The organism is Sphingomonas kyungheensis, from assembly GCF_037120395.1.
Lineage (GTDB): Bacteria > Pseudomonadota > Alphaproteobacteria > Sphingomonadales > Sphingomonadaceae > Sphingomonas > Sphingomonas kyungheensis.
Map to the genome: position 1 here is coordinate 33,954 of NZ_JBBBDM010000004.1, position 22,524 is coordinate 56,477.

A 22,524-nucleotide genomic window follows, 5' to 3' on the forward strand; every position below is an offset into this window, starting at 1 on the left:
GTCGTCTCAATACATATGCTGGCCGCCGTTGATGCTCAGCGTCGATCCGGTGACGAAGCCGGCTTCCTCCGAACAGAGGAAGGCGACGCCGCGCGCGATCTCGCTCGCTTGGCCGAGCCGGCCGACCGGGATCTTGGCGACGATCTTCTCCAGCACGTCGCCCGGCACCGCGGCGACCATGTCGGTATCGATATAGCCCGGCGCGATCGCATTGACGGTGACGCCGACGCGCGCGCCTTCCTGCGCCAGCGCCTTGGTGAAGCCGTGGATGCCCGATTTGGCGGCGGCGTAGTTCACCTGTCCATATTGGCCCGCCTGGCCGTTGATCGAGCCGATGTTGACGATCCGCCCCCATTTGCGTTCGCGCATGCCGGGGAACACCGCCTTGGCCATGTTGAAACAGCCGCCGAGGTTGGTGTCGATCACCTCTTTCCACGCCTCATAGGTCAGTTTGAGGATCGTGCCGTCGCGGGTGATGCCGGCATTGTTGACGACGATGTCGACCGGCCCCAGCGCCGCGGCGACGTCGGCGCAGCCCTGCTGGCAGGCGTCGAAATCGGCGACGTCCCATTTGAACGCCTGGATGCCGGTGCGCTCGGTGAAGGCGCGGGCGCGCTCGTCATTGCCCGCATAATTGGCGGCGACGGTGATTCCCGCCTCTTGCAGCGCCAGGCTGATCGCCTCGCCGATCCCGCGTGTTCCACCCGTGACGATCGCAACTCTGGCCATGCCCGTCTCTCCTGATTTTCGCCTATAAGGCTAAATAGCAGGCGGCAGACTGGCAATGGCCGTAGCGTAACTTTACGTGTCGGCGACCCAACCGGACAGTTCGCGGCGGATCAGGGTGCGCAGCATCGCCATGCCCGGCGCGCCGTCGTTGAGGCACGGCAGATAGGCGAAATCGCTGCCGCCGGCGGACAGGAAGCTCTCGCGCCCGCGGATCGCCAGCTCCTCCAGCGTCTCGAGGCAATCGGCGGAGAAGCCGGGCGCGATCACCGCGACTTTCTTCACGCCCGACGCCGGCAGCGCCTCGAGCGTCTCGTCGGTCGCCGGGCCGAGCCATTTCGCCGGGCCGAAGCGCGACTGGAAGGCGACGACCAGCTCGCGACCCATCGCCGCGCCGAGCAGCCGCGCGGTCTTCTGGCAATGGCAATGATAGGGGTCGCCGAGTTCCAGCGTGCGCTTGGGCATGCCGTGGAAGCTGGCGACCACCGCATCGGGGACGAAATCGAGCGCGGCGATCTGCATCTCGACCTGCGTCTTGAGCGCGTCGATATAGGCGGGATCGTCGTGATAGGGCGGCAGCGTGCGGATCGCCGGCTGCCAGCGCATGCCGGCCAGCGCGGCAAAGGCCTTGTCGTTGGCGGTCGCGGTCGTCGCCGCGCAATATTGCGGATAGAGCGGCGCGATCAGGATGCGCTCGCAGCCCGCGTCCTTGAGCGCGGCGAGCCGTTCCGCGATCGGCGGGTTGCCGTAGCGCATCGCATGATCGACGATCACATGCTCACCGAACGCGCCCTGCAACGCCCGGCTCTGGCGCCGGGTGATCGCGGCGAGCGGCGAGCCTTCGTCGCTCCAGACGAGGCCATAGGCATGCGCCGACTTCTTCGGCCGCGTGTTGAGGATGATGCCGCGCAGGATCGGCTGCCAGGCGATCGCCGGGATCTCGACGACGCGCCGGTCGCTGAGGAACTCGCCGAGATAGCGTTTGACCGAGCGCGCATCGGGACCGTCGGGCGTGCCGAGATTGGTGAGCAGCACGCCCACCTTGCGCGGCGGGATCGGTGGATGGTCGGCGGGGATCAGCATATCAGGACCTTAGCGGCAGGTCGCGACGACGGATACCGGTTGCGGCATGCAAAGCGTTGGCGATTGCCGGCGCGACCGCAGGGACGCCGATCTCGGCCACCCCGCCCGGCGGTGCTTCCGAGCGGATACATTCGACGACGATGTCGGGCGTATCGGCGAGCCGCGGCAGGTCGAGCCCGGCGAGCCCGCGCACGTCGGTGCGCCCGCCGCTGATCGTTGTGCTCGCCCCGAAGGCATGGGCGAGGCCGAAGATCAGCCCGCCCTCAATCTGCTGCAACACCAGGTCGGGGTTGATCATCCGCCCGCAATCGACCGCGGCGACGAGGCGGGTGACGCGCGGCCGCCCCGCCGTCTCGACCTCGGCGAGCACCGCGATATGGCTGCCGCGCAGGCTGTGGCAGGCGATGCCCTGGCCCGACCCCGCCACGCCGCCGTTCCAGCCGCCCAGCGCCGCCACCGTGGTGAGGCAGCGCGCCAGCCGTGCCTCGCCGCCGAGCATGCCGATCCGGTAGGAGAGCGGCTCGGTGCCGGCGACGTGCGCGAGTTCGTCGACGAAGGTCTCGGTGAAGAAGGCGGTCAGGCCGTGCATGCCGCCGCGCAGATGGCCGGTCGGCAGCGCCAGCGCGGCGGGGTGATGGGTGATCGCCAGCGCGGGAATGCGATAGGGCGGCTGCGCGCCGGCGACCGCATAGGGATCGCCGGTGCCGAGCGCCCAGGTGAAACCGGGGAGCAGGCGGCGCGCCAGCGCATGACCGGCCGAAGGCGCGGCGATCTGCGCACTCCAGGCGGCGATCGCGCCATTGGCGGACAGGCGTGCGCGCAATCGCGCCTGTGCCGGCGGGCGGAAGCGATCGTGCGCGATCGTCTCGCCGCGCGACCAGACCAGCGCCACCGGCCGCTTGAGCTGCATCGCCAGCAACGCCGCCTGTTCGGCGACGAGCGGGTCGAGCGTCGCGCCGCTGCTGCCGGCGAGCGTCGGATGGATGACGACCTGCGTTTCGCGCAGCCCGGCGACTTGCGCGGCGGCGGCCCGCGCCGCGGCGGGGGCGGCGGTCGGCAGCCAGAGTTCGAGCCGGCCGTCGCGCCACGCCGCGGTCGCGCTCGTCGTCTCCAGCGCGGCGTGGACGCCGGGGCCGACGCGATAATCGGCGCTGACCACGCCGGCTCCGTCGAGCAGCGTGCCGATCGTACCGCTGGCGGCGATCGTCTCGCCCGGTGCGTCGAGCGCGGCGGCAAGGCGGCGCGTGATCGCGGCGCTGTCGATCAACGGCGCGCTGCTGGTGAAGCGCGGCGCGAGCGCATCGAGCGCGCGCTGTGCCGCCCAGCCGGTGGTCGCGACCGCGGCGACCCAGCGCGGGTTCTCGACCACCGCGAGCACGCCGCGGATCCGGTCCGCCGCGGTGCGATCGACGCGGGTGAGCGTCGCGTCGCCGATCGGCCCCTGACGGATCGCGGCATGGACCATGTCGGGCAGGCGGATGTCGCCGGCAAAATTGGCCGAGCCGTCGACCTTGGCGGGGGCGTCGAGCCGCGGCAGCGACTGGCCGCTGAGCCGGCCGCTGCCCTCGCCGCCGATCGGCAGCGGATCGGGCAGGCGTTCGCGTGCGGCCTCTGCGGCGAGTTCGGCGAAGCGCAGCCGCTGCGCCGCAGAGGTGACGAAGCCGTTGTCGACCGCGCAGTTGCGCCAGTCGACGCCCCAGCGCCGCGCCGCCGCCCGGCACAGCAAGGCGCGCGCCGAAGCCCCGGCGATGCGGCAATCCTCCTCGAACATCCGCACCGAGGTCGATCCGCCGGTGACGATCAGATCGCCGCGCCGCGCCACCGTGTCGGCGAACCCGGCGGGCAGGCGGCTGAGCGCGCCTTCGAGCAGATCGTCGAGCGCGAGCGGATTGGCGTAGAGCGGATTGAGCGGCGCCGGCTCGACCCCGACGGTGCGCCAGTCGGCGCCGAGCGCGTCGGCGACGATCTGCGGCAAAGCGGTATAGACGCCCTGGCCATGTTCGAGCTGCGGCACCGCGACGGTGACATGCCCGTCGTCACCGATCTTGAGCCAGCCGCCAAAGCCGGTCTCCCCCGGCGCGACCGCGAGATTGGCGCGATAGGCCCGCGGCCACACGCCCCAGGCGACGACCAGCCCGACCCCGACGCCGCCGCCGATCATCACCTTGCGTCGGGTAAGCCGCTCCATCGCCGCGGCTGTGCGCGCTGTGTCGGCGCGGTGCAAGGGGGGCGGAGTGAGTCCGGCGGGCGGAGGGCGGTCTTCCGCTCGGCCGGTGCCGGGTGCGATGGCGCGGCTGGCCGGCGGAGGCTGCCGACACTCCATTCGTCATGCCGGGCATCCGCCGCGCCGTGGGAAGGATAGCCGATGATCTTGCGGCGTGCGCGCCCGATGCGGGTCGAGACGCCGCAACGATCAGTGCTCCCGCGCAGGCGGGGGCCCGGTTTCCTTCTTGCCGCGAGCCGTTGTTCTGCTGGGCCACTGGATTCCCGCCTGCGCGGGAATACTGGTGTTTGCGGCGAAAGGAGCGACGGTCGCAGGGGTTTCGAAGCCGTTCGGGACACCGAGCCTTACTGCAGAAACGCAGCGCCGCGCTGAGCATCGCCACCGCGCCACCCTCAGCACGGATAGGTCTTCGCCAGCACCCGCGCATAGCCGTCCTTGAGCGGCAGTTTCTTCTCCGCCGGTGACAAAGCATCCAGGCCGCCGAGCATCTGCAGGATGCCGATCTTCGCGCCGTCGGGCATGCAGGCGATCGGCTTCTTGCCGGCGGCGACGCGCGCCGCGCTGTCGGCGCGGAGCTGGCGGGTGGCGGCGTCCGCCTCCGCCTTGAGCACCTGATAATCCGGGTTGGTGAGCGCGGTGAAGGGATTGGCGCGCAGCGGCGCGGCGCGGTCTAGGAAGGTGCCGACGCTCATCGCGGCGGCGGCGGGGGCAGCCGCGGCGAGAGAAACGGCGAGGGCGATCAGAACTTTACGCGACATCGGCGACACTCCGAAAGGAATGCCGCCGACTAGCCGTCACAAACTGAAAGCGCGCTGAACCGCGCCGGCGATCAGGCGCCGAGCGGTGCCGGATTGCCGAACGGGCCGCCCGGACGACGCGTCTTCGGGATCGAGGTCCCGGCGCGCGGCACACTCGGCTTGGGCCCCGAATCGATCCGGCCGATCTCTTCGCCGGCGATCAGCTTCTTGATCTCGTCACCCGACAGCGTCTCATATTCGAGCAGCGCGCCGGCGAGCAGGTGGAGCTGGTCGACATGTTCGGTGAGCAGTTGCTTGGCGCGCGCCAGACCGCCTTCGACGATGCCCTTGATCTCGTCATCGATCAGCTGCGCGGTCGCGTTCGACATACGCACCGGCTGCGACGAGGAATAGCCGAGGAAGGATTCGCCCTCCGGCTGGGCATATTCGACCGGGCCGACCTTGTCCGACATGCCCCATTTGGTGACCATGTCGCGGGCCAGACCGGTGGCATATTGGATGTCGCCGCTCGCGCCCGACGAGACCTTGTCATAGCCGAAGATGATCTCCTCGGCGACGCGGCCGCCCATCGCCACCGCGAGGTTCGCGTACATCTTGTCGCGATGGTAGCTGTAGCTGTCGCGCTCGGGCAGGCGCATCACCATGCCCAGCGCACGACCGCGCGGGATGATCGTCGCCTTGTGGATCGGGTCACTCGCCTGTTCGTGGATCGAGACGATCGCATGGCCCGCCTCGTGGTAGGCGGTCATCCTCTTCTCGTCCTCGGTCATCACCATCGAGCGGCGCTCGGCGCCCATCATAACCTTGTCCTTGGCCTCTTCGAACTCGGCCATGGCGACGAGGCGCTTGCCCTTGCGCGCGCCCATCAGCGCGGCCTCGTTGACGAGATTGGCGAGATCGGCGCCCGAGAAGCCCGGCGTGCCGCGCGCGATCACCCGCGCATCGACGTCGGGCGCCAGCGGCACCTTCTTCATATGGACTTCGAGGATCTTGATCCGGCCCTCGATATCCGGCCGCGGCACGACGACCTGACGGTCGAAGCGACCCGGACGCAGCAAGGCAGGGTCGAGCACGTCGGGGCGGTTGGTCGCCGCGACGATGATGATCCCCTCATTCGCCTCGAAGCCGTCCATCTCGACGAGCAACTGGTTGAGCGTCTGCTCGCGCTCGTCATTGCCGTTGCCGAGGCCGGCGCCGCGATGGCGGCCGACCGCGTCGATCTCGTCGATGAAGACGATGCACGGCGCCGACTTTTTGGCCTGTTCGAACATGTCGCGGACGCGGCTCGCGCCGACGCCGACGAACATCTCGACGAAGTCCGAGCCCGAGATGGTGAAGAACGGCACGCCCGCCTCACCGGCGATCGCGCGCGCCAGCAAAGTCTTGCCGGTACCCGGCGATCCGACCAGCAGCGCGCCCTTGGGGATCTTGCCGCCGAGGCGCGCGAACTTGGTCGGGTCCTTGAGGAAGTCGACGATCTCGGTCAGCTCGGCGCGCGCCTCGTCGATGCCGGCGACGTCGTCGAAGGTGACCTTGCCTTCCTTCTGCGTGAGCATCCGCGCGCGGCTCTTGCCGAAGCCCATCGCGCCACCGCCGGTGTTCTTCTGCATCTGCTTGATGACGAAGAAGGCGATGCCGAGGAACAGCAGGAACGGCAGCGACTGATAGAGCAGCAGCATCCACATCGACGTACCCTCGTCGGGCTTCGCCGAGATCGACACGTTCTTGGTGCGCAGATGCGGCACCAGCGTCGGGTCCTGGATCGGATAGGTGCGGAACTTCTCGCCGCTCGAATAGGTGCCGGTGATGATGTCGCGGCTGATCGCGACGTCCTTGACGGTCCCTTCGTCGACCTGGTCGAGGAATTTCGAATAAGCGACGGTGTTGCTCGCACCGGCCGCATTGGGTCCGTTGAACATCGTGACGAACAGCGCCAGCGCCAGCAGGATTCCGACCCAGATGAGCAGGCTCTTCATCCAGGGGTTGCCGCCGTTGCCACCGTCGCCGTTCTGGGGCTGCTTGTCGTTATCGTTCATGGGGAACCTTTCGCCGGCCAAGATAGGCATGCGCGGGTTAATGGCAATGGAACGAAGCCGGCTATTCGGCCGATCCGGCGGTTCGCCGCGCCGGTGCGGGACGGAATCGCCACAGATCGCGCTGCGGCTGGACGACGACGCCCGCCTGCGTCGCGCGCCGGCCGCCGCCGACCGCGTCGAGCAGCGCCTCGACATTGGCCGAGTCGCTCCATTTCGGCGCGACGATCGCCGCCGATTCGATCACCAGCCCGATGCCGCGCCGCACGAGGCGGCGGACGAGTTCGCGCGGCAGGCCGGCCATGTCGATCTGCACCTGCGCGCCGTCGACCGTCGCGCGGCTCGACCAGAGCCAGTCGGTGATCGCGCGCACGTCGCCGTCCGCCTCGGCGAGCTGGGCGGCGGCGCGGGCGAGCTGCGGCGCGCCGAGCCATTCGTTGGCGTCGAGCAGGCGGCGGAAGCGGGTGCGGTCGTGCGCGGGATCGGCGTTGGTCGGATCGTCGACGAACGGCGCCTCGGCACGGCGGACGATCGCGCGCAGCTCGGCGCGACGCCATTCGAGCAGCGGGCGGATCACCGTCGCCCCGTCGATCACCGCGCGCGCCCGCACGCCGGCGAGCCCGGCGATGCCCGATCCGCGCGCGGCGCGCATCAGAAAGGTCTCGGCCTGATCGTCGGCATGATGCGCGGTCGCCACCGCCGCGGCACCGACGGCGCGGGCATGGTCGGCGAGCAGGCGGTAGCGCACCTGCCGCGCCGCCGCCTGGAGGCTCGCGCCGGTGATCGGCGCGACCGGGAGCAACGTCGCATGCGGCACGTGGAGCAAGGCGCAATGGTTGGCGACCATCACCGCCTCGTCCGCCGCGGCCTCGCGCAGCCGGTGGTCGACCGTCGCGACGCTGATCCGCCCGGCGAAGGTCGCCGCGGCGAGCGTCAGCATCGCCATCGAATCCGGGCCGCCCGACACGGCGAGCAGGATCGTCCCGCGCGGCTCGCCGCCGAGCGCGCGGTTGACGTCGTGGTGGAATCGCTCCGCCGCCAGGGCGAAGGGATCACTTACACTTGGCGGCGGTACGGCCCTTCTGGACATCAGCCTTCATGCTCGAAGAAATCTTGCTGCCGTAGACGTCGGTCAGCTCGCCATAGACCTTGCAGGCGTCGGTCGGCTTGTTGAGCTTCATCAGCGCCTGAGCGAGGTAATAGAGGCTGTCGGGGGCACGCTCGCCATCCGGCATCTTCTTGTAATTGTCGTAGAAGGCCATCGAGGCGAGGCTCGGCTTGCCCTCGTCAAGATAGGCGCGGCCAAGCAAATTCTGCGCCCAGCTGGCGCGGCGATGCTTGGGATAGTCGGCGACGACCTTCTTGAGCTGCGCTTCCGCCTGCGGATATTGCTTCGCGGTCCACAGCCGATAGCCGTAGAGATAGGCGTCCTCGGCGGCATCGCCGGTATCGGGTTTGTCGACCTTGGCCGCGGCCGCCGAGGGAGCGGTATCACCGGCCGCCGCGACCGAGACCGGCGTTCCCGGCCGGGCGGGGCCACGCGCCGGTTCGCCATCCGCGCTGTCGCCGCCGAGCGGGGCGGAGGCGGGCGTCGTCGCCAGCGCCGGGGTCGACGACAGGTTACGCAACTGCGCGTCGTTGGCGCGCTTATAGGCGTCGAACTGGTCCTGGAGCTGGCGCAGCTTGTAGCCGGTCTGCTCGATCTGGTCGGTCATCGACGCCATCTGCTGCTCGAGCGCGGTGACGCGGCCGGTGAGGTCGGCGACCGCGCTGGTCGCCGGGGTGCCGCCCGCCGGCTGCGGCGCATCGGGGCGGGTGATCTCGGGCTGGAGATACTGGCCGGCACCGCCGGGGAAGACCTTGCGCTGCACCGCGCGCATCTCGCTCTCGAGCTTGCCGACGCGGCCTTCGACGTTGCTCTGCGCCGCGGCAGCGACCGGCAGCAGGGACGTGGCGGCAAGCGCCCAGATGATCGTACGCATAAGTGAAACACCCCCCGGCGCGGCTTGGGTCAACGTGATGCGGTCATAGCTGCAACCGGCAGGCTGTCGCCAGCCTTAAGGCGCGAAATTACCAACGGCGGCCGGTTCTTGCGGCAGCAGCGGATCGCTGGCGAGATCGGCGCCGGTGCGGTTGCCGGAACGGCTGGCGGGGCGGGCGGCGTCGCGACGCGTCGCGGTGCGGGCCGTCGTCGCGGTCGTCGCGGCCGCGCTGGGGGCGGCGGCGGGTTGCCCGGCGAGGCGCAGCGCGATCGCCGAACCGCTCACCGCGACGTCCTTGATCGCGCGCGAACCATCGCCGAGCGGCGGCACCGCGGAGCCGTTGAGCGTCACCGTCAGCTTGTCGGGGCGGCCGACGTTGATCATCGGGTCCTTGGCGGTCGCCGGCACCTCATAGCGATCGCCCGGCTTCATCGTGCCTTCGAACAGCTTCTTGTCGTCGGCGTCATAGACGCGCAGCCACACCGTGTCGGTCGCGGTCAGCACGACCTGTCCGCCGGTCGGGATCGCCGGTGCGGCGGTCTGCGCCGGCTTGGGGGCGAGCGCCTGCGACGCGGTGTCGTCGCTGCTCGCGACCTCGGTGCGCGACGCGTTCGACTGGAGCAGGCCCGATCCGTACCACAGGCCGACGAGGATCAGCACCGCCAGCGCGATGCCGACGCCGATCGCGGCGACGCCGCGCGACGGCACGCGGGCCGGATCGGCGGTGACATAGGGGACATATTCGGGCTGGCGCGGCCCGAGCCGGTCGAGGTCGCGGCGCACGTCCTGCGCGATCTCGACCTCGTCGGCGTCGACGGCGCGCGCATAGGCCTTGGAGAAACCCATCGCATAGGTGGGCGAGGGCAGCAGGCCATAGTCGCCGCTCTCCAGCGCCTGCAGATGGCGCAGCGGCACGCGCGTCTGTGCCGCGACTTCGGCCAGACTGAGGCCCCTCTGCTCCCGCGCTCGGCGCAACCGTTCACCCGGGCGGGCCGGGGCAACGGGGGTCGGGTTCGGCTGGCCGGGATCGACCTCGTCCATTCGTGTCTCCAAGGGAGGGCTGCGGATCGGTGACGGGAAAGACCTTCCCCGATGCCTTGGCGCAAGTCAACGCAACCGGCCCGCCGTTCAGCAGCGTTTCAGGCCAGATCGACGCCGTTGCGGCTCGCCCAGTCGGTCAATGCGCCGCGCATGTCGCGCGGCGGACGCGCGATCAGCTCGGCGACGAAGGCGCGCACCGCGGCATGATCGAGGCTGCGCACCATCGCCTTGATCGGCCCGACCGCCGCCGGCGTAATCGACAGCCGATCAATTCCGAGCCCGATCAACGCCATGGCCTCGACCGGCCGACCGCCCATCTCGCCGCACACGCCAAGGTCGACGCCCGCGTCACGACACGGCCCGATCACCCGTTGCAAGAAGCGCAGGATCGACGGGCTCAGCCAGTCATAGCGTTCGGCGAGCCGCGGGTTGGCGCGATCCGCCGCAAATAAAAATTGCGTCAGGTCGTTGGTGCCGACCGACAGGAAGTCGATATCGGGCAAAAGCAGGTCGAGCTGCTCGGCGAGCGCCGGCACTTCGAGCATCGCGCCGTAGCGGATCGCCAGCGGCGCCCGCCGCCCGCGCGCGTCGAGCCAGGCCCGCTGCGCCTCGAACAGCGCCTTCGCCTCGGCGAATTCCCATGCCTCGCTGACCATCGGGAACATGACGTTGAGCGTGCGCCCCGACGCCGCCTCGATCAGCGCGCGCGCCTGCACCTTCATCAGGCCGTCGCGGTCGAGCGCGAGGCGCAGCGCGCGCCAGCCCATCGCCGGATTCTCCTCGTCGGCGTCTTCCTTGTTGAGATAGGGCAGCGCCTTGTCGCCGCCGATGTCGACCGTGCGGAAGATCACCGGCCGCGTCCCCGCCGCATCGAGCACCTCGCGGTACAGGCGCTGCTGGCGTTCGCGCTGCGGCAGCGTCGCCGAGACGAGGAACTGGAATTCGGTGCGGAACAGGCCGATGCCGTCGGCGCCGGTGATGTCGAGCGCGGCGACGTCGTCGCGCAGCCCGGCGTTGACCATCAAAGTGACGCGATGGCCGTCGCGCGTCACCGGCGGCACGTCGCGCAGCGCGGCGAAGGCGGCCTTGCGCTTCTGGCGCAGCGTCAATTTCGCGTCAAACGCCTCCTCCATCGCCGCCGATGGGCGGACGAAGACGTTGCCCGCAACCGAATCGAGCAGCAGCAGATCGCCCTCCGCGATCAGCCGGCGCACGTCGCGCACCCGGCCGAGCACCGGCACCCCCATCGCCCGCGCGACGATGGTGACATGCGCGGTGAGCGATCCCTCCTCGAGGATCACGCCCTTCAGCCGCCGCTTGTCATATTCGAGCAGCTCGGCCGGGCCGAGGTTGCGCGCGATCAGGATCGTGTCCTGCCGCAGCCCCATCTGCGCCGCGGTGCCCATCTGCCCCGAGACGATGCGGAGCAGCCGGTTGGCGAGATCCTCCAGATCGTGCATCCGGTCGGCGAGCAGCGGATCGTCGATCTGCCGCATCCGCTGGCGGGTGCGCTGCTGGACGCGCTCGATCGCCGCCTCGGCGGTCAGCCCCGAATCGATCGCCTCGTTGATCCGCCGCGCCCAGCCCTCGTCATAGGCGAACATCTTGTAGGTCTCGAGCACCTCCTTGTGCTCGCCGTCGACGCCGAATTCCGCCTCGCGCGTCATCCGCTCGATCTGCTCGCGCATCTTGTCGAAGGCGGCATAGACGCGGTGGCGTTCGGCGTCGGTATCCTCGGCGACGGTATGTTCGACGACGATGCGCGGCTGGTGGAAGACGGCATGGCCCGAGGCCATCCCCTCGACCAGTTTCTGGCCGGGCAGCCGCACCGCCGCGGTCGACTGCGGCCGGTCGACGCCGGTGGTGGCGGTGTCGATCAGCCCGGCATTGGCGATCAGCTCGGACAAGACCATCGCGACGGTCTGCAACGCCTCGATCTCGACGTCCTGATATTTGCGCTGCTCGCTATGCTGGACGGCGAGCACGCCGACCGCGCGTTCGCGGCGGATGATCGGCACGCCGGCGAAGCTATGATAGCGTTCCTCGCCGGTTTCGGGCTTGTAGGCGAAATCGGGGTGGCTCGCCGCCTCGTCGAGGTTGAGCACCTCGACATCCTCGGCGATCGAGCCGACCAGCCCTTCGCCCATCGCCAGCTTGGTGACGTGCACCGCCGCCTGATCGAGCCCGCGCGTCGCGAACAGTTCGAGCACGCCCTCGCGCAGCAGGTAGATCGAGCAGACCTCGCTATCCATCGCCTCGGCGATGATGCCGACGACGGCGTTGAGCTTGGCCTGCGCCGGGTTGCGGCCGGCCATCACGTCGTGAAGGCGGGTCAGGATCTCGCGGGCGGATGCGGCGGCCGAACTGGGCATGGCAGCAGGGCTAACAGATGCGGGCGCACCGTGCCATGCACCTTTCGTCGCGATCGGCGCTTCGGCGCGTCGTCCGGCGTCCGTTTGATTCAGCCCCTCTTCAGCTTGGCGACGCGACGAGCGGCGATCGTACCCGAGCCAAGGCCGCATGCTGCACGCGCAATCCTTCCCGTCGACCGCCGCTCCGCCGCGCCGCGCCTCGCCCCGCGCCGGCTTCGCTCTGCCGATCGTGGTCGCCGCGCTCGGGGCGAGCCTGCTGGTCACCGCCTGGCTGCTGCATCGCGCCGGGCTGCACGTCGCCCTGTGGAGCCGCAGCAACCTGCCGTTCGCGCTCGCCGGCGTCTGCCTGTTCGGCTTGCGCAGCGGCATGGTGCTGCGGCGCTGGCGCCATGCCGACGGCCTGCGCGACGGTGCCGGTTATTATGCCGTCTTCACGCTGATCGCGCTGACCGGCGCGGTGGCGAGCTATCCGCTCGCGGCGCTGACGCAAGGCTATGCCGATGCGACGCTGCACCGTGCCGACGTGGCGCTCGGCTTCGACTGGCTCGGCTGGTATCGCACCGTCGCCGCGCACCGGCCGCTGCAATGGCTCGGCGTCGCGGCCTATGAGAGCATCTACCTGACGCCGGCGCTGCTGCTCGGCTGGTTCGCCGCGCACGGCCAGCGGATCGCGGCGCATCGCTTCCTCGCCAGCTTCTGGCTCGCCGCGGTGCTGACGCTAGCGCTGTTCACGCAGATGCCGGCGATCGGACCGCTCTCCTATCTGTGGCGCGGTGCGGTCGATTATATGCCGGTGAGCGAGACGTGGCAGTCAAATTTGATCCCGGCGCTGCGCGCGCGGACCGTCCACGTCATCGATCTCGGCGCGTTGCGCGGGCTGGTGTCGGCGCCGAGCTTCCACGCCGCGGCGGGGACGCTCTACCTGCGCACGATCTGGCGGACGCCGCCGCTGCGTCGGCTCGGCTGGCTGGTCGCGGCGATGCTGCTGGCGACGCCGGTCGAAGGGACGCATTACCTCACCGACATGCTGATCGGCGCCGTCGTCGCGCTGGTGGCGGCGCAGATCGTCGATGCGTGCCTGCCGGAGGTGCGAACTTAGGTCGCGCGGCGGCGCCTTCGCAGTTCACGCAGAGGCGCGGAGGGCGCAGAGGCGCAGAGAGGCTGCCTCTTATCGGCGACCGCCCGCCAAATTCGCAGACGCGAGACCGATACGGCAGAAAAAGCGGGACACCTCCGCGTCCTCTGCGCCTCTGCGCGCCCGTACGTCGCGTTCTCCGATCCGTCAGCCGCTGTTGCGCAGCGCCGTCGCGACGGCGTTGATCGACAGCAGGATGCCCTCGCCGATGCGCGGATCGGCCTCGCCGGCGCGGTGGCGTTTCATCAGCTCGATCTGGAGCAGGTTGAGCGGCTCGATATAGGGCAGCCGCAGCCGGATCGACGCGTCGAGCGCGGGATGCTTGTCGAGCAGCCGCGTCTGGCCGGTGACCGCGAGCAGGCCGTCGTGGGTCTGGTGCCAGGCATCGCGGATCCGGCCGAAGATCGCCTCGCGCAGGCCCGCATCCTCGACCAGTTCGGCATAATGGCCGGCGATCGCCATGTCCGACTTGGCGAGCACCATTTCCATATTGGCGAGCGTCGCGGCGAACAGCGGCCAGCCCTCCGCCATCTCGCGCAACCGGCCCTTGTCCGGATAGGCGGCGAGCGCCTGGCCGACGCCGTACCAGCCGGGCAGCATCACGCGTGCCTGCGCCCAGCTGAACACCCAGGGGATGGCGCGCAGATCCTCGATCGCGTCCGACTTCTTGCGGCTCGCCGGGCGGCTGCCGATCTTGAGCCCGGCGATCTCGCCGATCGGCGTCATCTGGCGGAAGAAGGTGCGGAACCCGTCGGTGCCGTAGACGAGATCGCGATAGGCGTGGAAGGCGGTGTCGGACAGCGCGTCCATCGCCGCGCAGAACTCGTCGTTCTCGGTGTTGGACAGCCGTTCGGGTTCGAGGCTGGCGAGCAGGGTCGCCGCGGCGATCGCCTCGATATTGGTCATCGCGCTTTCGCGGGTGCCGTATTTGGCAGCGATCACCTCGCCCTGTTCGGTGATGCGGATGCGGCCCTGCACCGTGCCGGGCGGCTGCGCGCGGATCGCCGCGAACGCCGATCCGCCGCCGCGCCCGACCGCGCCGCCGCGACCGTGGAACAGCTGCATGCCGACGCCCGCCGCCTCGAACACCGGCTTGAGCGCGGTCGACGCCTTGGACAATTGCCAGGTCGAGGTGAGATAGCCGCCGTCCTTGTTGCTGTCCGAATAGCCGATCATCACCTCCTGATGCCCGCGCTTGGCGGCGATGGCGGCGATCTCGGGCAGCGCGAACCAGTCGCGCATCACCTGCGGCGCCGCCTCCAGATCGCCGACCGTCTCGAACAGCGGCACCGCCATCACCGCGGCATGCGGGGGCTCGCCGGGACGGTAGAGCCCGACCTCCTTGAGCAGCAGGTTGATCTCGAGCAGGTCGGAGACCGATTGCGCCATCGAGACGATGTAATTGGTGATACAGGCCGGCCCATAGGTGGCATGCGCCTCCGCCGCCGCCTGGACGATGGCGAGTTCGGACGCGGTCTCCTCCGAATAATCGGTGAAGCGGCTGGTCAGCGGCCGGGCATTGGCGAGTTCGCGGCGCAGCAGCGCGACGCGCGCCGCCTCGTCGAGCGCCAGATAGTCCGCCTCGACCCCGGCGACCTTGAGCAGCTCGGCGACGACGCGTTCGTGCACTGCGCTGTTCTGGCGCAGGTCGAGCGTCGCGAGATGGAAGCCGAACGTCTCGACCGCGCGGATCAGCCGGCCGAGCGCGCCGCTGGTCTTGAGCGCGCCCGCCTCGGTCGCCGACAGGCCGCGGGCGAGCGCGACGAGATCGGCGCGCAGCGTCTGCGGATCGGGATAGGGTTCGCCGCTCAGCCGGCCGGGGCGCGGCGCGGGCTTGCCGGTCAGCGCCTGATGCGTCGCCGCGAGCCGGGCGTAGATCCCCGACAGCGCGCGGCGATAGGGTTCGTCGGCGCGGCTCTCGGCGGTATCGCCGCTCGCCTCGGCGAGCGCCGCCACCGCGGGATCGACCGCGACATGCTCGGTCGAGATCGACAGTTCGGCACCGAGCGCGTGGACGCCGTCGAGATAGAAGCCGAGCACGGCTTCGCAGGCGCGGGCGAGGGCGGTGCGCAGCGAATCGGCGGTGACGAAGGGATTGCCGTCGCGGTCGCCGCCGATCCAGCTGCCCGGGCGGACGAAGCTCGGCACGCGCCAGCCGTTTTCCTCGGCGCCGAACGCCCGGTCCCAGCGCTGGTAGAGCGCGGGCAGCGCCGGCAGGAACACCTCGCGCAGATAGGACAGCGCGGTCTCGACCTCGTCGGTGACGTAGAGCCGCTCGCGGCGCAGCACCCGCGTCTGCCACAGAAGCGCGATCTGGCGGGTGATCGCATCGTCGACGCGATCGCCATCGGGCGTCTCGTCATGCCCCATGTCCTTGAGCGTCATCAGCTGCGCGATGCGGTTCTTGTGATCGATCATGCTCTTGCGCCGCACCTCCGTGGGGTGGGCGGTGAGCACCGGGACGATCAGCGCGCGTTCGAGCAGCGCCTGCACCGCCTCGCGGTCGATCCCCTCGCGCGCCAGCGTGGCGAGCGCGGCGGCGACGTCGGCGCCCTCATCGGCCGCGATCCCCTGCCGATCCTCGGCAAGATTGGCGAGCATCGAGAACAGCATGAAGCCGCGGACGAAATCGAGCGTCTCGTCGAGGCCGAGATGCTGGAGCTGCTGGTGGACGCTGTCGCTGCTGCCCGTGCCGCGATGCCGCTCGACCGAGGCGCGGCGGATCGCCTCGGTCGCCTCGAACAGCGCCTCGCCGCCATAGCTGCGGATCACGTCGCCGAGCTGCGCGCCGAGAAAGCGGACGTCGGGATTGTTGGCGATCGGGGGAAGCGAAGCGGGGTCGAGCGTGGCCATGGCCGCGATGCTGCGCTGCGGCGATGGGCGGGTCAACCGCGGGCGCGTGGTTTTTGGTCGCGGTGGAGCTTTGACGGACAGGGCAAGGCGCTGATGAAGACGCGAGTTTCGCCGGGCTCGCCCGGGCGGGAGGGGCGATCGATGCCGACGTTTAGGAAGGCCGCATTCCGACCTTCATTCTTTCGAACGCCCACATTTGATCACGCTTGAAACGCTCACGCTCGATTGAGAACTGCTCAACGCAGTGCTCCCGCGGAGGCGGGAGCCCAGTGCTCCTCTGGAGCGACAAACGTTGCTCTTCTTGGCCACCGTGTTCCCGCTTTCGCGAGACCCCTGCGAAAGTTTCGAAGCCGCCCCGGCGAAGGCCGGGGCCCAGTTGGGAGGCCGTTGTAACTGATTGCAAGGCTTCATCAAACTGGACCCCGGCCGGCGCCGGGGTGGTACGTGAGCAGGTCGGGTTGCTACTGTCGCAGAGGTCTCGCTTTCGGGGCAACACAGGATGAGCTGGCGGACCCGGGCCAAGGCAACTCGACCCGAGCCCCCCGGCATCACCGCAGGTCGTTCTGCGAGATCGGCACGATCTTCACCTCGACGCGGCGGTTGGCGGCGCGGCCGGCGTCGGTGTCGTTCGAGGCGATCGGCTGCGTCTTGCCGAAGCCGCGCGTGCCGATCCGCGCCGGCTGGACGCCGCGGCTGGCGAGATAGTCCGCCACCGCGGTCGCGCGCCGCTCCGACAGCGTCTGGTTATAGGCGTCGGAGCCAGTCGAATCGGTGTGGCCGTACACGTCGATATAGGTCTGGTTATATTGCGACAGCGTCTCGGCGACCTGATCGAGCGTGCGGCGGAACTGCGGCTGCACCTCGGCGCTGTCATAGGCGAAGGTGATCCCCGACGGGATGTTGAGCACCAGATTGTCGCCCTCGCGCGTCACCTGCACGTCGGTGCCGGCGGTGCGGGCGCGCAGGTCGCGTTCCTGCTTGTCCATATAGGCGCCGATGCCCGCGCCGGCGAGGCCGCCGATGCCGGCGCCGAGGATCTTCTCGGTCCGGTCGCGCCGTCCGCCGACGAGGTCGCCGAGCAGATAGCCGCCGAGCGCACCGCCGATGCCGCCGATCGCGGTCTTCGAGATGCGGCGCTCGCCGGTCTCGGGATCGGTGGTGCAGGCACTGGTGGTGACCAGCGCGGCGAGCGCGGCGGCGGCGAACAACTTGGACTTCATGACAACCCCTTCATCTTCACTGTCGAGCAAAACTCGGGTCCGAAGCGGCTTGTTCCGCCTGCGATCTGAACCGCGGCTGACGGGGATATTCGCACGATCGTAATCGAGGCCATTGTCGTCGCGTGCGTTGTACGGCAAAGACACGTCCGCCGATGGCACCGCTCCCGCCCTTCCCCTGGATCGACGTCGTGATCATCCTCGCGCTGGTCGCGCTCAACGGCGTGTTCGCGATGAGCGAGCTGGCGATCGTCTCGTCGCGCAAGGCGCGGCTGGAGGCGATGGCGCGATCGGGACGCAAGGGGCCGGTCGCCGCGCTCGCCCTCGCCGCCGATCCGGGTAAGTTCCTGTCGTCGGTGCAGATCGGCATCACGCTGATCGGCATCCTCGCCGGCGCCTATTCGGGATCGAGCCTCGGCGGGCCGACCGCGGCGCGGCTGCAGGCGGCGGGTATGTCGGCGCATACCGCCGAATCGCTCGGCTTCGCATTGGTCATCGGCATCACCACCTATGCCTCGCTGATCATCGGCGAGCTGGTCCCCAAGCAGTTCGCGCTGCGCAAGCCGGAGACGGTGGCGTCGCTCGTCGCCTTGCCGATGCGCTATATCGCCCTGGTCTGCGCGCCGCTCGTCTGGGTGCTCGATTCGTCGAGCGCTCTGGTCTTCCGCCTGCTCGGCCTCAATCGCGAATCGGAGGATCAGGTGACCGCGGAGGAGCTGCACCTGATCGTCGCCGAAGCCTCGAAGTCGGGCGTGATCGAGGAGCATGAGCGGACGATCATCTCGGGCGTCGTCCGCCTCGCCGACCGGCCGGTGCGCGAGGTGATGACGCCGCGCACCGACGTCGACTGGCTCGACTGCAATCTCGGGCCGGACGGGATCCGCGATACGCTGCTGGCGACGCCGCATACCCGCCTGCCGGTCGCCGACGGATCGGTCGATGCGGTGATCGGCGTCGTCCAGGCGCGCGACATCGCCGCGGCGCTGTTCCGCGGCCAGACGCTCGACCTGCGCACGCTGATGCGCAAGGCGCCGGTGGTGATCGACCGGATCGACGCGATGGACGCGCTGATCGCGCTGCGTCAGGCCGAGGTGCCGATGGCGTTGATCCACGACGAATACGGCCATTTCGAAGGGATCGTCACCCCCGCCGACTTGCTCGCCGCGATCGCCGGCGAATTCGCCAGCGACGCCGATCCGGACGAGGCGCCTTCGGTCGTGGTGCGTGAGGACGGATCGCTGCTCGTCGCGGGCACGATGGCGGCGGATGCGCTCGCCGAACGGCTCGGCATCGACCTGCCCGAGGACCGCGATTACGCCACCGTCGCCGGTCTTGCGCTCGCCGCCTTCCGCCACCTGCCGGGCGAGGGCGAGAGCTTCGAGGAGCAGGGCTGGCGGTTCGAGGTCGTCGATCTCGACGGTCGGCGGATCGACAAGCTGCTGGTCAGCGAGGTCTGAGGCAGGGCGCTGCGGGGGACGTCGACGCATGCTGCACGCAGTCGTTGGGATGCGGTGGCATGTCGGGCTCTAAGTCGGTTGAGACACGCTTCTTCCTTGCGAGGCATGACGTTTCGAAGGCTAAACCGATGCGAGACTCACGTTGGGCGCCGGCAAATGCCAGTATTCCCGCGCAGGCGGGAATCCAGTGGCCCAGCAGGGCAACGGCTCGTGACGAGAAGAAACACTGGGCTCCCGCCTGCGCGGGAGCACTGGGAAAGCGTCTGCAATGCTCGCGTGACGTCGCGGTTTAGTCGGTAGACACCGTTTGGAGCATATGCGTGTTTCGCACTGGACCCCAGCCTTAGCCGGGGAGGTCGGTGAAACGACGCAACACTTTGCCGAAGCTGGCCGAGTCATGCTCCGTCAGCGGTCAAACGAATCCAGAATGGCGATCGCGCAGTCGACCCGACACCGCGCCCGAAACCCGACAGCGGCCGGCTCACCCGGCCGATCCCGCCGTCAGCCGTCGCTGAGCCGCTCGATATCCGCCCCGACCGCGGACAGTTTCTCCTCGAGCCGCTCATAGCCGCGGTCGAGATGATAGACGCGGGCGACCGAGGTCTCGCCCTCGGCGGCGAGGCCGGCGAGGATCAGGCTCATCGAGGCGCGCAGGTCCGTCGCCATCACCGGTGCGCCGACCAGCCGGTCGACGCCCTTGACCACCGCGGTGCGGCCGTGGACCTGGATGTCCGCGCCCATCCGCGCCAGCTCGGGCACGTGCATGTAGCGGTTTTCGAAGATCGTCTCGGTGAGCACGCTCGCCCCCGACGCCTTGCACAGCATCGCCATGAACTGCGCCTGCATGTCGGTGGCGAAGCCGGGATAGGGTGCGGTCGACAGCGAGATCGGGCCGAGCGGCGCGGTCGCCTCGACCGAAAGCCCCTCGCGCGTCTCGGTGACGGTGACGCCCGCCTCGCGCAGCGCGTCGATCGTCGCCTGCATGTCGGCGGCATTGGCGCCGAGCAGCTCGAGCGAGCCGCCGGTGATCGCCGCGGCGCAGGCATAGCTGCCCGCCTCGATCCGGTCGGGCATCACCGCATAGGTCGCGCCGTGCAGCCGGTCGACGCCCTCGATCTCCAGCGTCTCGGTACCGATCCCCTGGATGCGCGCGCCCATCGCGACGAGGCAGTTGCACAGGTCGACGATCTCGGGCTCGCGCGCCGCATTTTCGATGATGCTGCTGCCGGTGGCGAGCACCGCCGCCATCACGACATTCTCGGTCGCGCCGACCGACACCACCGGGAAGCGGTAGCGGCCGCCGCGCAGCCGCCCGCCCGGCGCGGTCGCCTTGACATAGCCCGCCGCCATTTCGAGCTCGGCGCCGATCGCCTCCAGCGCCTTGAGGTGGAGGTCGATCGGCCGGTTGCCGATCGCGCAGCCGCCGGGCAGCGACACCGTCGCCTCGCCCGCGCGGGCGAGCACCGGGCCGAGCACGAGGATCGAGGCGCGCATCTTGCGGACGATGTCATAGGGCGCCTCGGTCGAGGTCAGCTTGCCCGCGCGGATCGTCATCACCCGGCCGAAATCCTCCGGCCGCGTTCCCTCGATCCGCGTCGAGGCACCCAATTGGTTGAGCAAATGGCCGAAGCCATCGACGTCGGCGAGCCGCGGCAGGTTGCGCAGCGTCAGCGGCTCGTCGGTGAGCAGGGCACAGGGCATCAGCGTCAGGGCGGCGTTTTTGGCGCCCGAGATGCGGAGACGGCCGGACAGGCGGTTGCCGCCACGGATGAGGATGCGGTCCATCCCCGCCGTCTAACGCGCCGCCGCGCCGACGCAAGCGGCCAGTGGCACAGATATGGCCGGGCTCGGTCGGGCCGGTGCAACTAATCCCCGAGCGGTTGATCGGCTTTAATGCACCGTTCCTGGCCCCGACCTAGGTCCTGCGCAAATATTTGGGGGATTTCAAAGGCGTGACGACAAGTTGCCTTGCCGAGCGTCTCGGTGAATTGATCGATTTGTCGGATTCGGAAAAGGCTGCGCTCGGCAGTCTCGAACTGCGCGAACGGACGCTGCGTCGCGGCGTCGTGCTGCTGCGCGAGCATGACAAAGCCCCCGAATTGTTCGTCGTCCGCCGCGGCACGATGATGAGCTATGTCATCCTGCCCGATGGCAGCCGCCAGATCGTCCGCTTCCTGTTCCGCGGCGATCTGATCGCGATGGCGGGGCTGGTCTATCGCACCGCGCCCGAGACGGTGATCGCGCTGACCGAATGCGCCGTCGCCTCGGTCGACCGCGCTGCGGTCGGCAGCCTCGCGGTCGAGCATCCGCGGCTCGCCGCGCTGCTGATCGCGGTCGATCAGATCGAGCGAGTGGCGTTGACCGATCGCCTCGCCGGGCTCGGCCGCACCTCCGCCAAGGCGCGCGTCGCGGCGCTGCTGATCGAGATCCGCAACCGTCTGCGCGTCGTCGACGGGACCGGCGGGGACAGCTTCCACCTCGGGCTGACGCAGGAGGAGATCGGCGACGCCACCGGCCTCACCGCGGTGCACGTCAACCGCATGCTGCGCCAGTTGCAGGACGAGGGTCTGATCGCGCGCGACGGCGGCCGGATGACCTTCGTCAACGAAGCGGCGCTGCTGCGCACGGCGCATCACACCGCACGCGACTCCGCCCGAGCGGCGGGGGTGGACCTCAGCTGGCTGCCGCCGGCGCGATAAGCGGGCCGGAAGACGGGACGGCTTGGCGGAGCCCTTTCTTCCCGACGTCATGGGGAGGCGAGGGGCCGCGGTAGACACTGTCCCTTCGCGCCTCCGCGCAAACCCTCTTGCCGGAGACGTATGGGGTCGGGCGCTCGCCGACAGCTTCCCGCGTTCACGCGCGGCGCTTCGACCGGCAAGCAATCTGGTTCACGCGGAGGCGCGGAGGCGCGGAGGTGTTGCGGTCGGCGCGCTGTCTTCCGTCCCATTTCGCCAGGATGAGACTATGAGCCGGTCCGAGCCGGAGTCAGCCGGGCGTTGATTGGTCACGCGAAGACGCGAGGAGGGGCCGACCGTGGTGATGTCGGTTTTTCATTCTGCCATTTGCGGGAAGAGCCGCTGACGCGGCAGGCGCGGCCGCGTTGCGTCTTCGCGTGACCATCCTGTTCCCACGGCCTGTCGTCGGAGCAGAGGTGCAGAGATGGCGCCTTAATGTGGGCTAAGCCTTGTCGTCCAACGTTTCGCAAGGGCCGCTGACGCGGCAGGCGCGACGTCACCGCGCGCCGCCGACGCTGTCCGACAGATCGCCGAGCGCCTCGGCGCCCGGGCCGCTACGGCGTTACGCCTTCTCCAGCGTGCACTGGAGCGGGTGCTGGTTCTGGCGGGCGAAGTCGATCACCTGGCCGACCTTGGTCTCCGCCACCTCGTAGGAGAAGACGCCGCAGACGCCGACGCCCTTCTGGTGGACATGGAGCATCACCCGAGTCGCCTCCTCCATGTTCATGCGGAAGAAGCGTTGCAGGCAGAGCACGACGAATTCCATCGGCGTGTAGTCGTCGTTCAGCATCAGCACGCGATAGGGCGTCGGCTGCTTGGTCCGCGTGCGCGTCTTGGTGGCGAGGCCGGTGCCCTCGTCCGACCCATCGTCGCGGCGTTCCGCCATGGTGATCGCTTCAACTGTCATG

The 22,524-nt window shown here is 69.4% G+C and carries 16 protein-coding genes; 3 read left to right on the forward strand and 13 right to left on the reverse strand.

Annotated features, from left to right (window positions below; translation table 11 throughout):
- Positions 1 to 6: 6 nt before the first annotated feature.
- From phbB to ptsP, 9 genes are all read right to left on the reverse strand, one after another.
- Positions 7 to 729, reverse strand: coding sequence for an acetoacetyl-CoA reductase (gene phbB / locus V8201_RS11050; RefSeq protein WP_037535288.1), 723 nt, complete (start codon positions 727 to 729; stop codon positions 7 to 9).
- A 72-nt stretch (positions 730 to 801) separates the two neighbouring features.
- Positions 802 to 1,809, reverse strand: coding sequence for a ferrochelatase (gene hemH, locus V8201_RS11055; protein ID WP_037535287.1), 1,008 nt, complete (start codon positions 1,807 to 1,809; stop codon positions 802 to 804).
- Between the two features lies 1 nt (position 1,810).
- The gene (locus tag V8201_RS11060) at positions 1,811 to 3,997 is read right to left on the reverse strand and encodes a xanthine dehydrogenase family protein molybdopterin-binding subunit (protein WP_336545327.1); all 2,187 of its coding nucleotides are present in this window, start codon (positions 3,995 to 3,997) and stop codon (positions 1,811 to 1,813) included.
- A gap of 428 nt (positions 3,998 to 4,425) precedes the next feature.
- A complete protein-coding gene (locus V8201_RS11065; protein WP_037535285.1) occupies positions 4,426 to 4,791 on the reverse strand; it encodes a hypothetical protein in 366 nt (121 codons plus the stop codon).
- A gap of 71 nt (positions 4,792 to 4,862) precedes the next feature.
- Positions 4,863 to 6,827, reverse strand: coding sequence for an ATP-dependent zinc metalloprotease FtsH (gene ftsH, locus V8201_RS11070; RefSeq protein WP_037535284.1), 1,965 nt, complete (start codon positions 6,825 to 6,827; stop codon positions 4,863 to 4,865).
- 61 nt (positions 6,828 to 6,888) lie between these two features.
- The gene (gene tilS, locus V8201_RS11075) at positions 6,889 to 7,914 is read right to left on the reverse strand and encodes a tRNA lysidine(34) synthetase TilS (protein ID WP_336545328.1); all 1,026 of its coding nucleotides are present in this window, start codon (positions 7,912 to 7,914) and stop codon (positions 6,889 to 6,891) included.
- A complete protein-coding gene (locus tag V8201_RS11080; RefSeq protein WP_336545329.1) occupies positions 7,877 to 8,806 on the reverse strand; it encodes a tetratricopeptide repeat protein in 930 nt (309 codons plus the stop codon). The genes tilS and V8201_RS11080 overlap by 38 nt, the downstream gene beginning before the upstream one ends.
- Before the next feature lie 75 nt (positions 8,807 to 8,881).
- Positions 8,882 to 9,847, reverse strand: coding sequence for a helix-turn-helix domain-containing protein (locus tag V8201_RS11085; RefSeq protein WP_271299718.1), 966 nt, complete (start codon positions 9,845 to 9,847; stop codon positions 8,882 to 8,884).
- Between the two features lie 98 nt (positions 9,848 to 9,945).
- Positions 9,946 to 12,219 carry a phosphoenolpyruvate--protein phosphotransferase gene (gene ptsP, locus V8201_RS11090; protein ID WP_336545330.1) on the reverse strand — a complete coding sequence of 758 codons (2,274 nt, stop codon included), beginning with the start codon at positions 12,217 to 12,219 and terminating at the stop codon, positions 9,946 to 9,948.
- A gap of 148 nt (positions 12,220 to 12,367) precedes the next feature.
- Between ptsP and V8201_RS11095 the strand changes: the two genes are divergently transcribed.
- The gene (locus V8201_RS11095) at positions 12,368 to 13,318 is read left to right on the forward strand and encodes a phosphatase PAP2 family protein (protein ID WP_336545331.1); all 951 of its coding nucleotides are present in this window, start codon (positions 12,368 to 12,370) and stop codon (positions 13,316 to 13,318) included.
- 183 nt (positions 13,319 to 13,501) lie between these two features.
- On the opposite strand, the gene ppc is transcribed toward V8201_RS11095, so the two are convergent.
- Together ppc and V8201_RS11105 are read right to left on the reverse strand one after the other, a co-directional pair.
- Entirely contained in the window at positions 13,502 to 16,207 is a 2,706-nt protein-coding gene (gene ppc / locus V8201_RS11100) for a phosphoenolpyruvate carboxylase (RefSeq protein WP_336545332.1), read from the reverse strand.
- 548 nt (positions 16,208 to 16,755) lie between these two features.
- Positions 16,756 to 17,427: a YiaD family glycine zipper/OmpA-like lipoprotein gene (locus tag V8201_RS11105; protein ID WP_271299715.1), complete on the reverse strand. Its 672-nt coding sequence runs from the start codon at positions 17,425 to 17,427 to the stop codon at positions 16,756 to 16,758.
- Between the two features lie 152 nt (positions 17,428 to 17,579).
- On the opposite strand from V8201_RS11105, the gene V8201_RS11110 reads away from it, so the two are divergent.
- On the forward strand, positions 17,580 to 18,881 hold the full coding sequence (locus tag V8201_RS11110; RefSeq protein ID WP_336545333.1) for a hemolysin family protein: 1,302 nt from the start codon (positions 17,580 to 17,582) through the stop codon (positions 18,879 to 18,881).
- A 501-nt stretch (positions 18,882 to 19,382) separates the two neighbouring features.
- On the opposite strand, the gene murA is transcribed toward V8201_RS11110, so the two are convergent.
- Positions 19,383 to 20,666, reverse strand: coding sequence for a UDP-N-acetylglucosamine 1-carboxyvinyltransferase (murA, locus tag V8201_RS11115; protein WP_271299713.1), 1,284 nt, complete (start codon positions 20,664 to 20,666; stop codon positions 19,383 to 19,385).
- Positions 20,667 to 20,833: 167 nt separating this feature from the next.
- On the opposite strand from murA, the gene V8201_RS11120 reads away from it, so the two are divergent.
- Entirely contained in the window at positions 20,834 to 21,580 is a 747-nt protein-coding gene (locus V8201_RS11120; RefSeq protein WP_336545334.1) for a Crp/Fnr family transcriptional regulator, read from the forward strand.
- A 598-nt stretch (positions 21,581 to 22,178) separates the two neighbouring features.
- On the opposite strand, the gene clpS is transcribed toward V8201_RS11120, so the two are convergent.
- Complete coding sequence (gene clpS, locus V8201_RS11125) at positions 22,179 to 22,502, reverse strand: ATP-dependent Clp protease adapter ClpS (RefSeq protein ID WP_037535276.1); 324 nt, start codon at positions 22,500 to 22,502, stop codon at positions 22,179 to 22,181.
- Between the last annotated feature and the right edge of the window lie 22 nt (positions 22,503 to 22,524).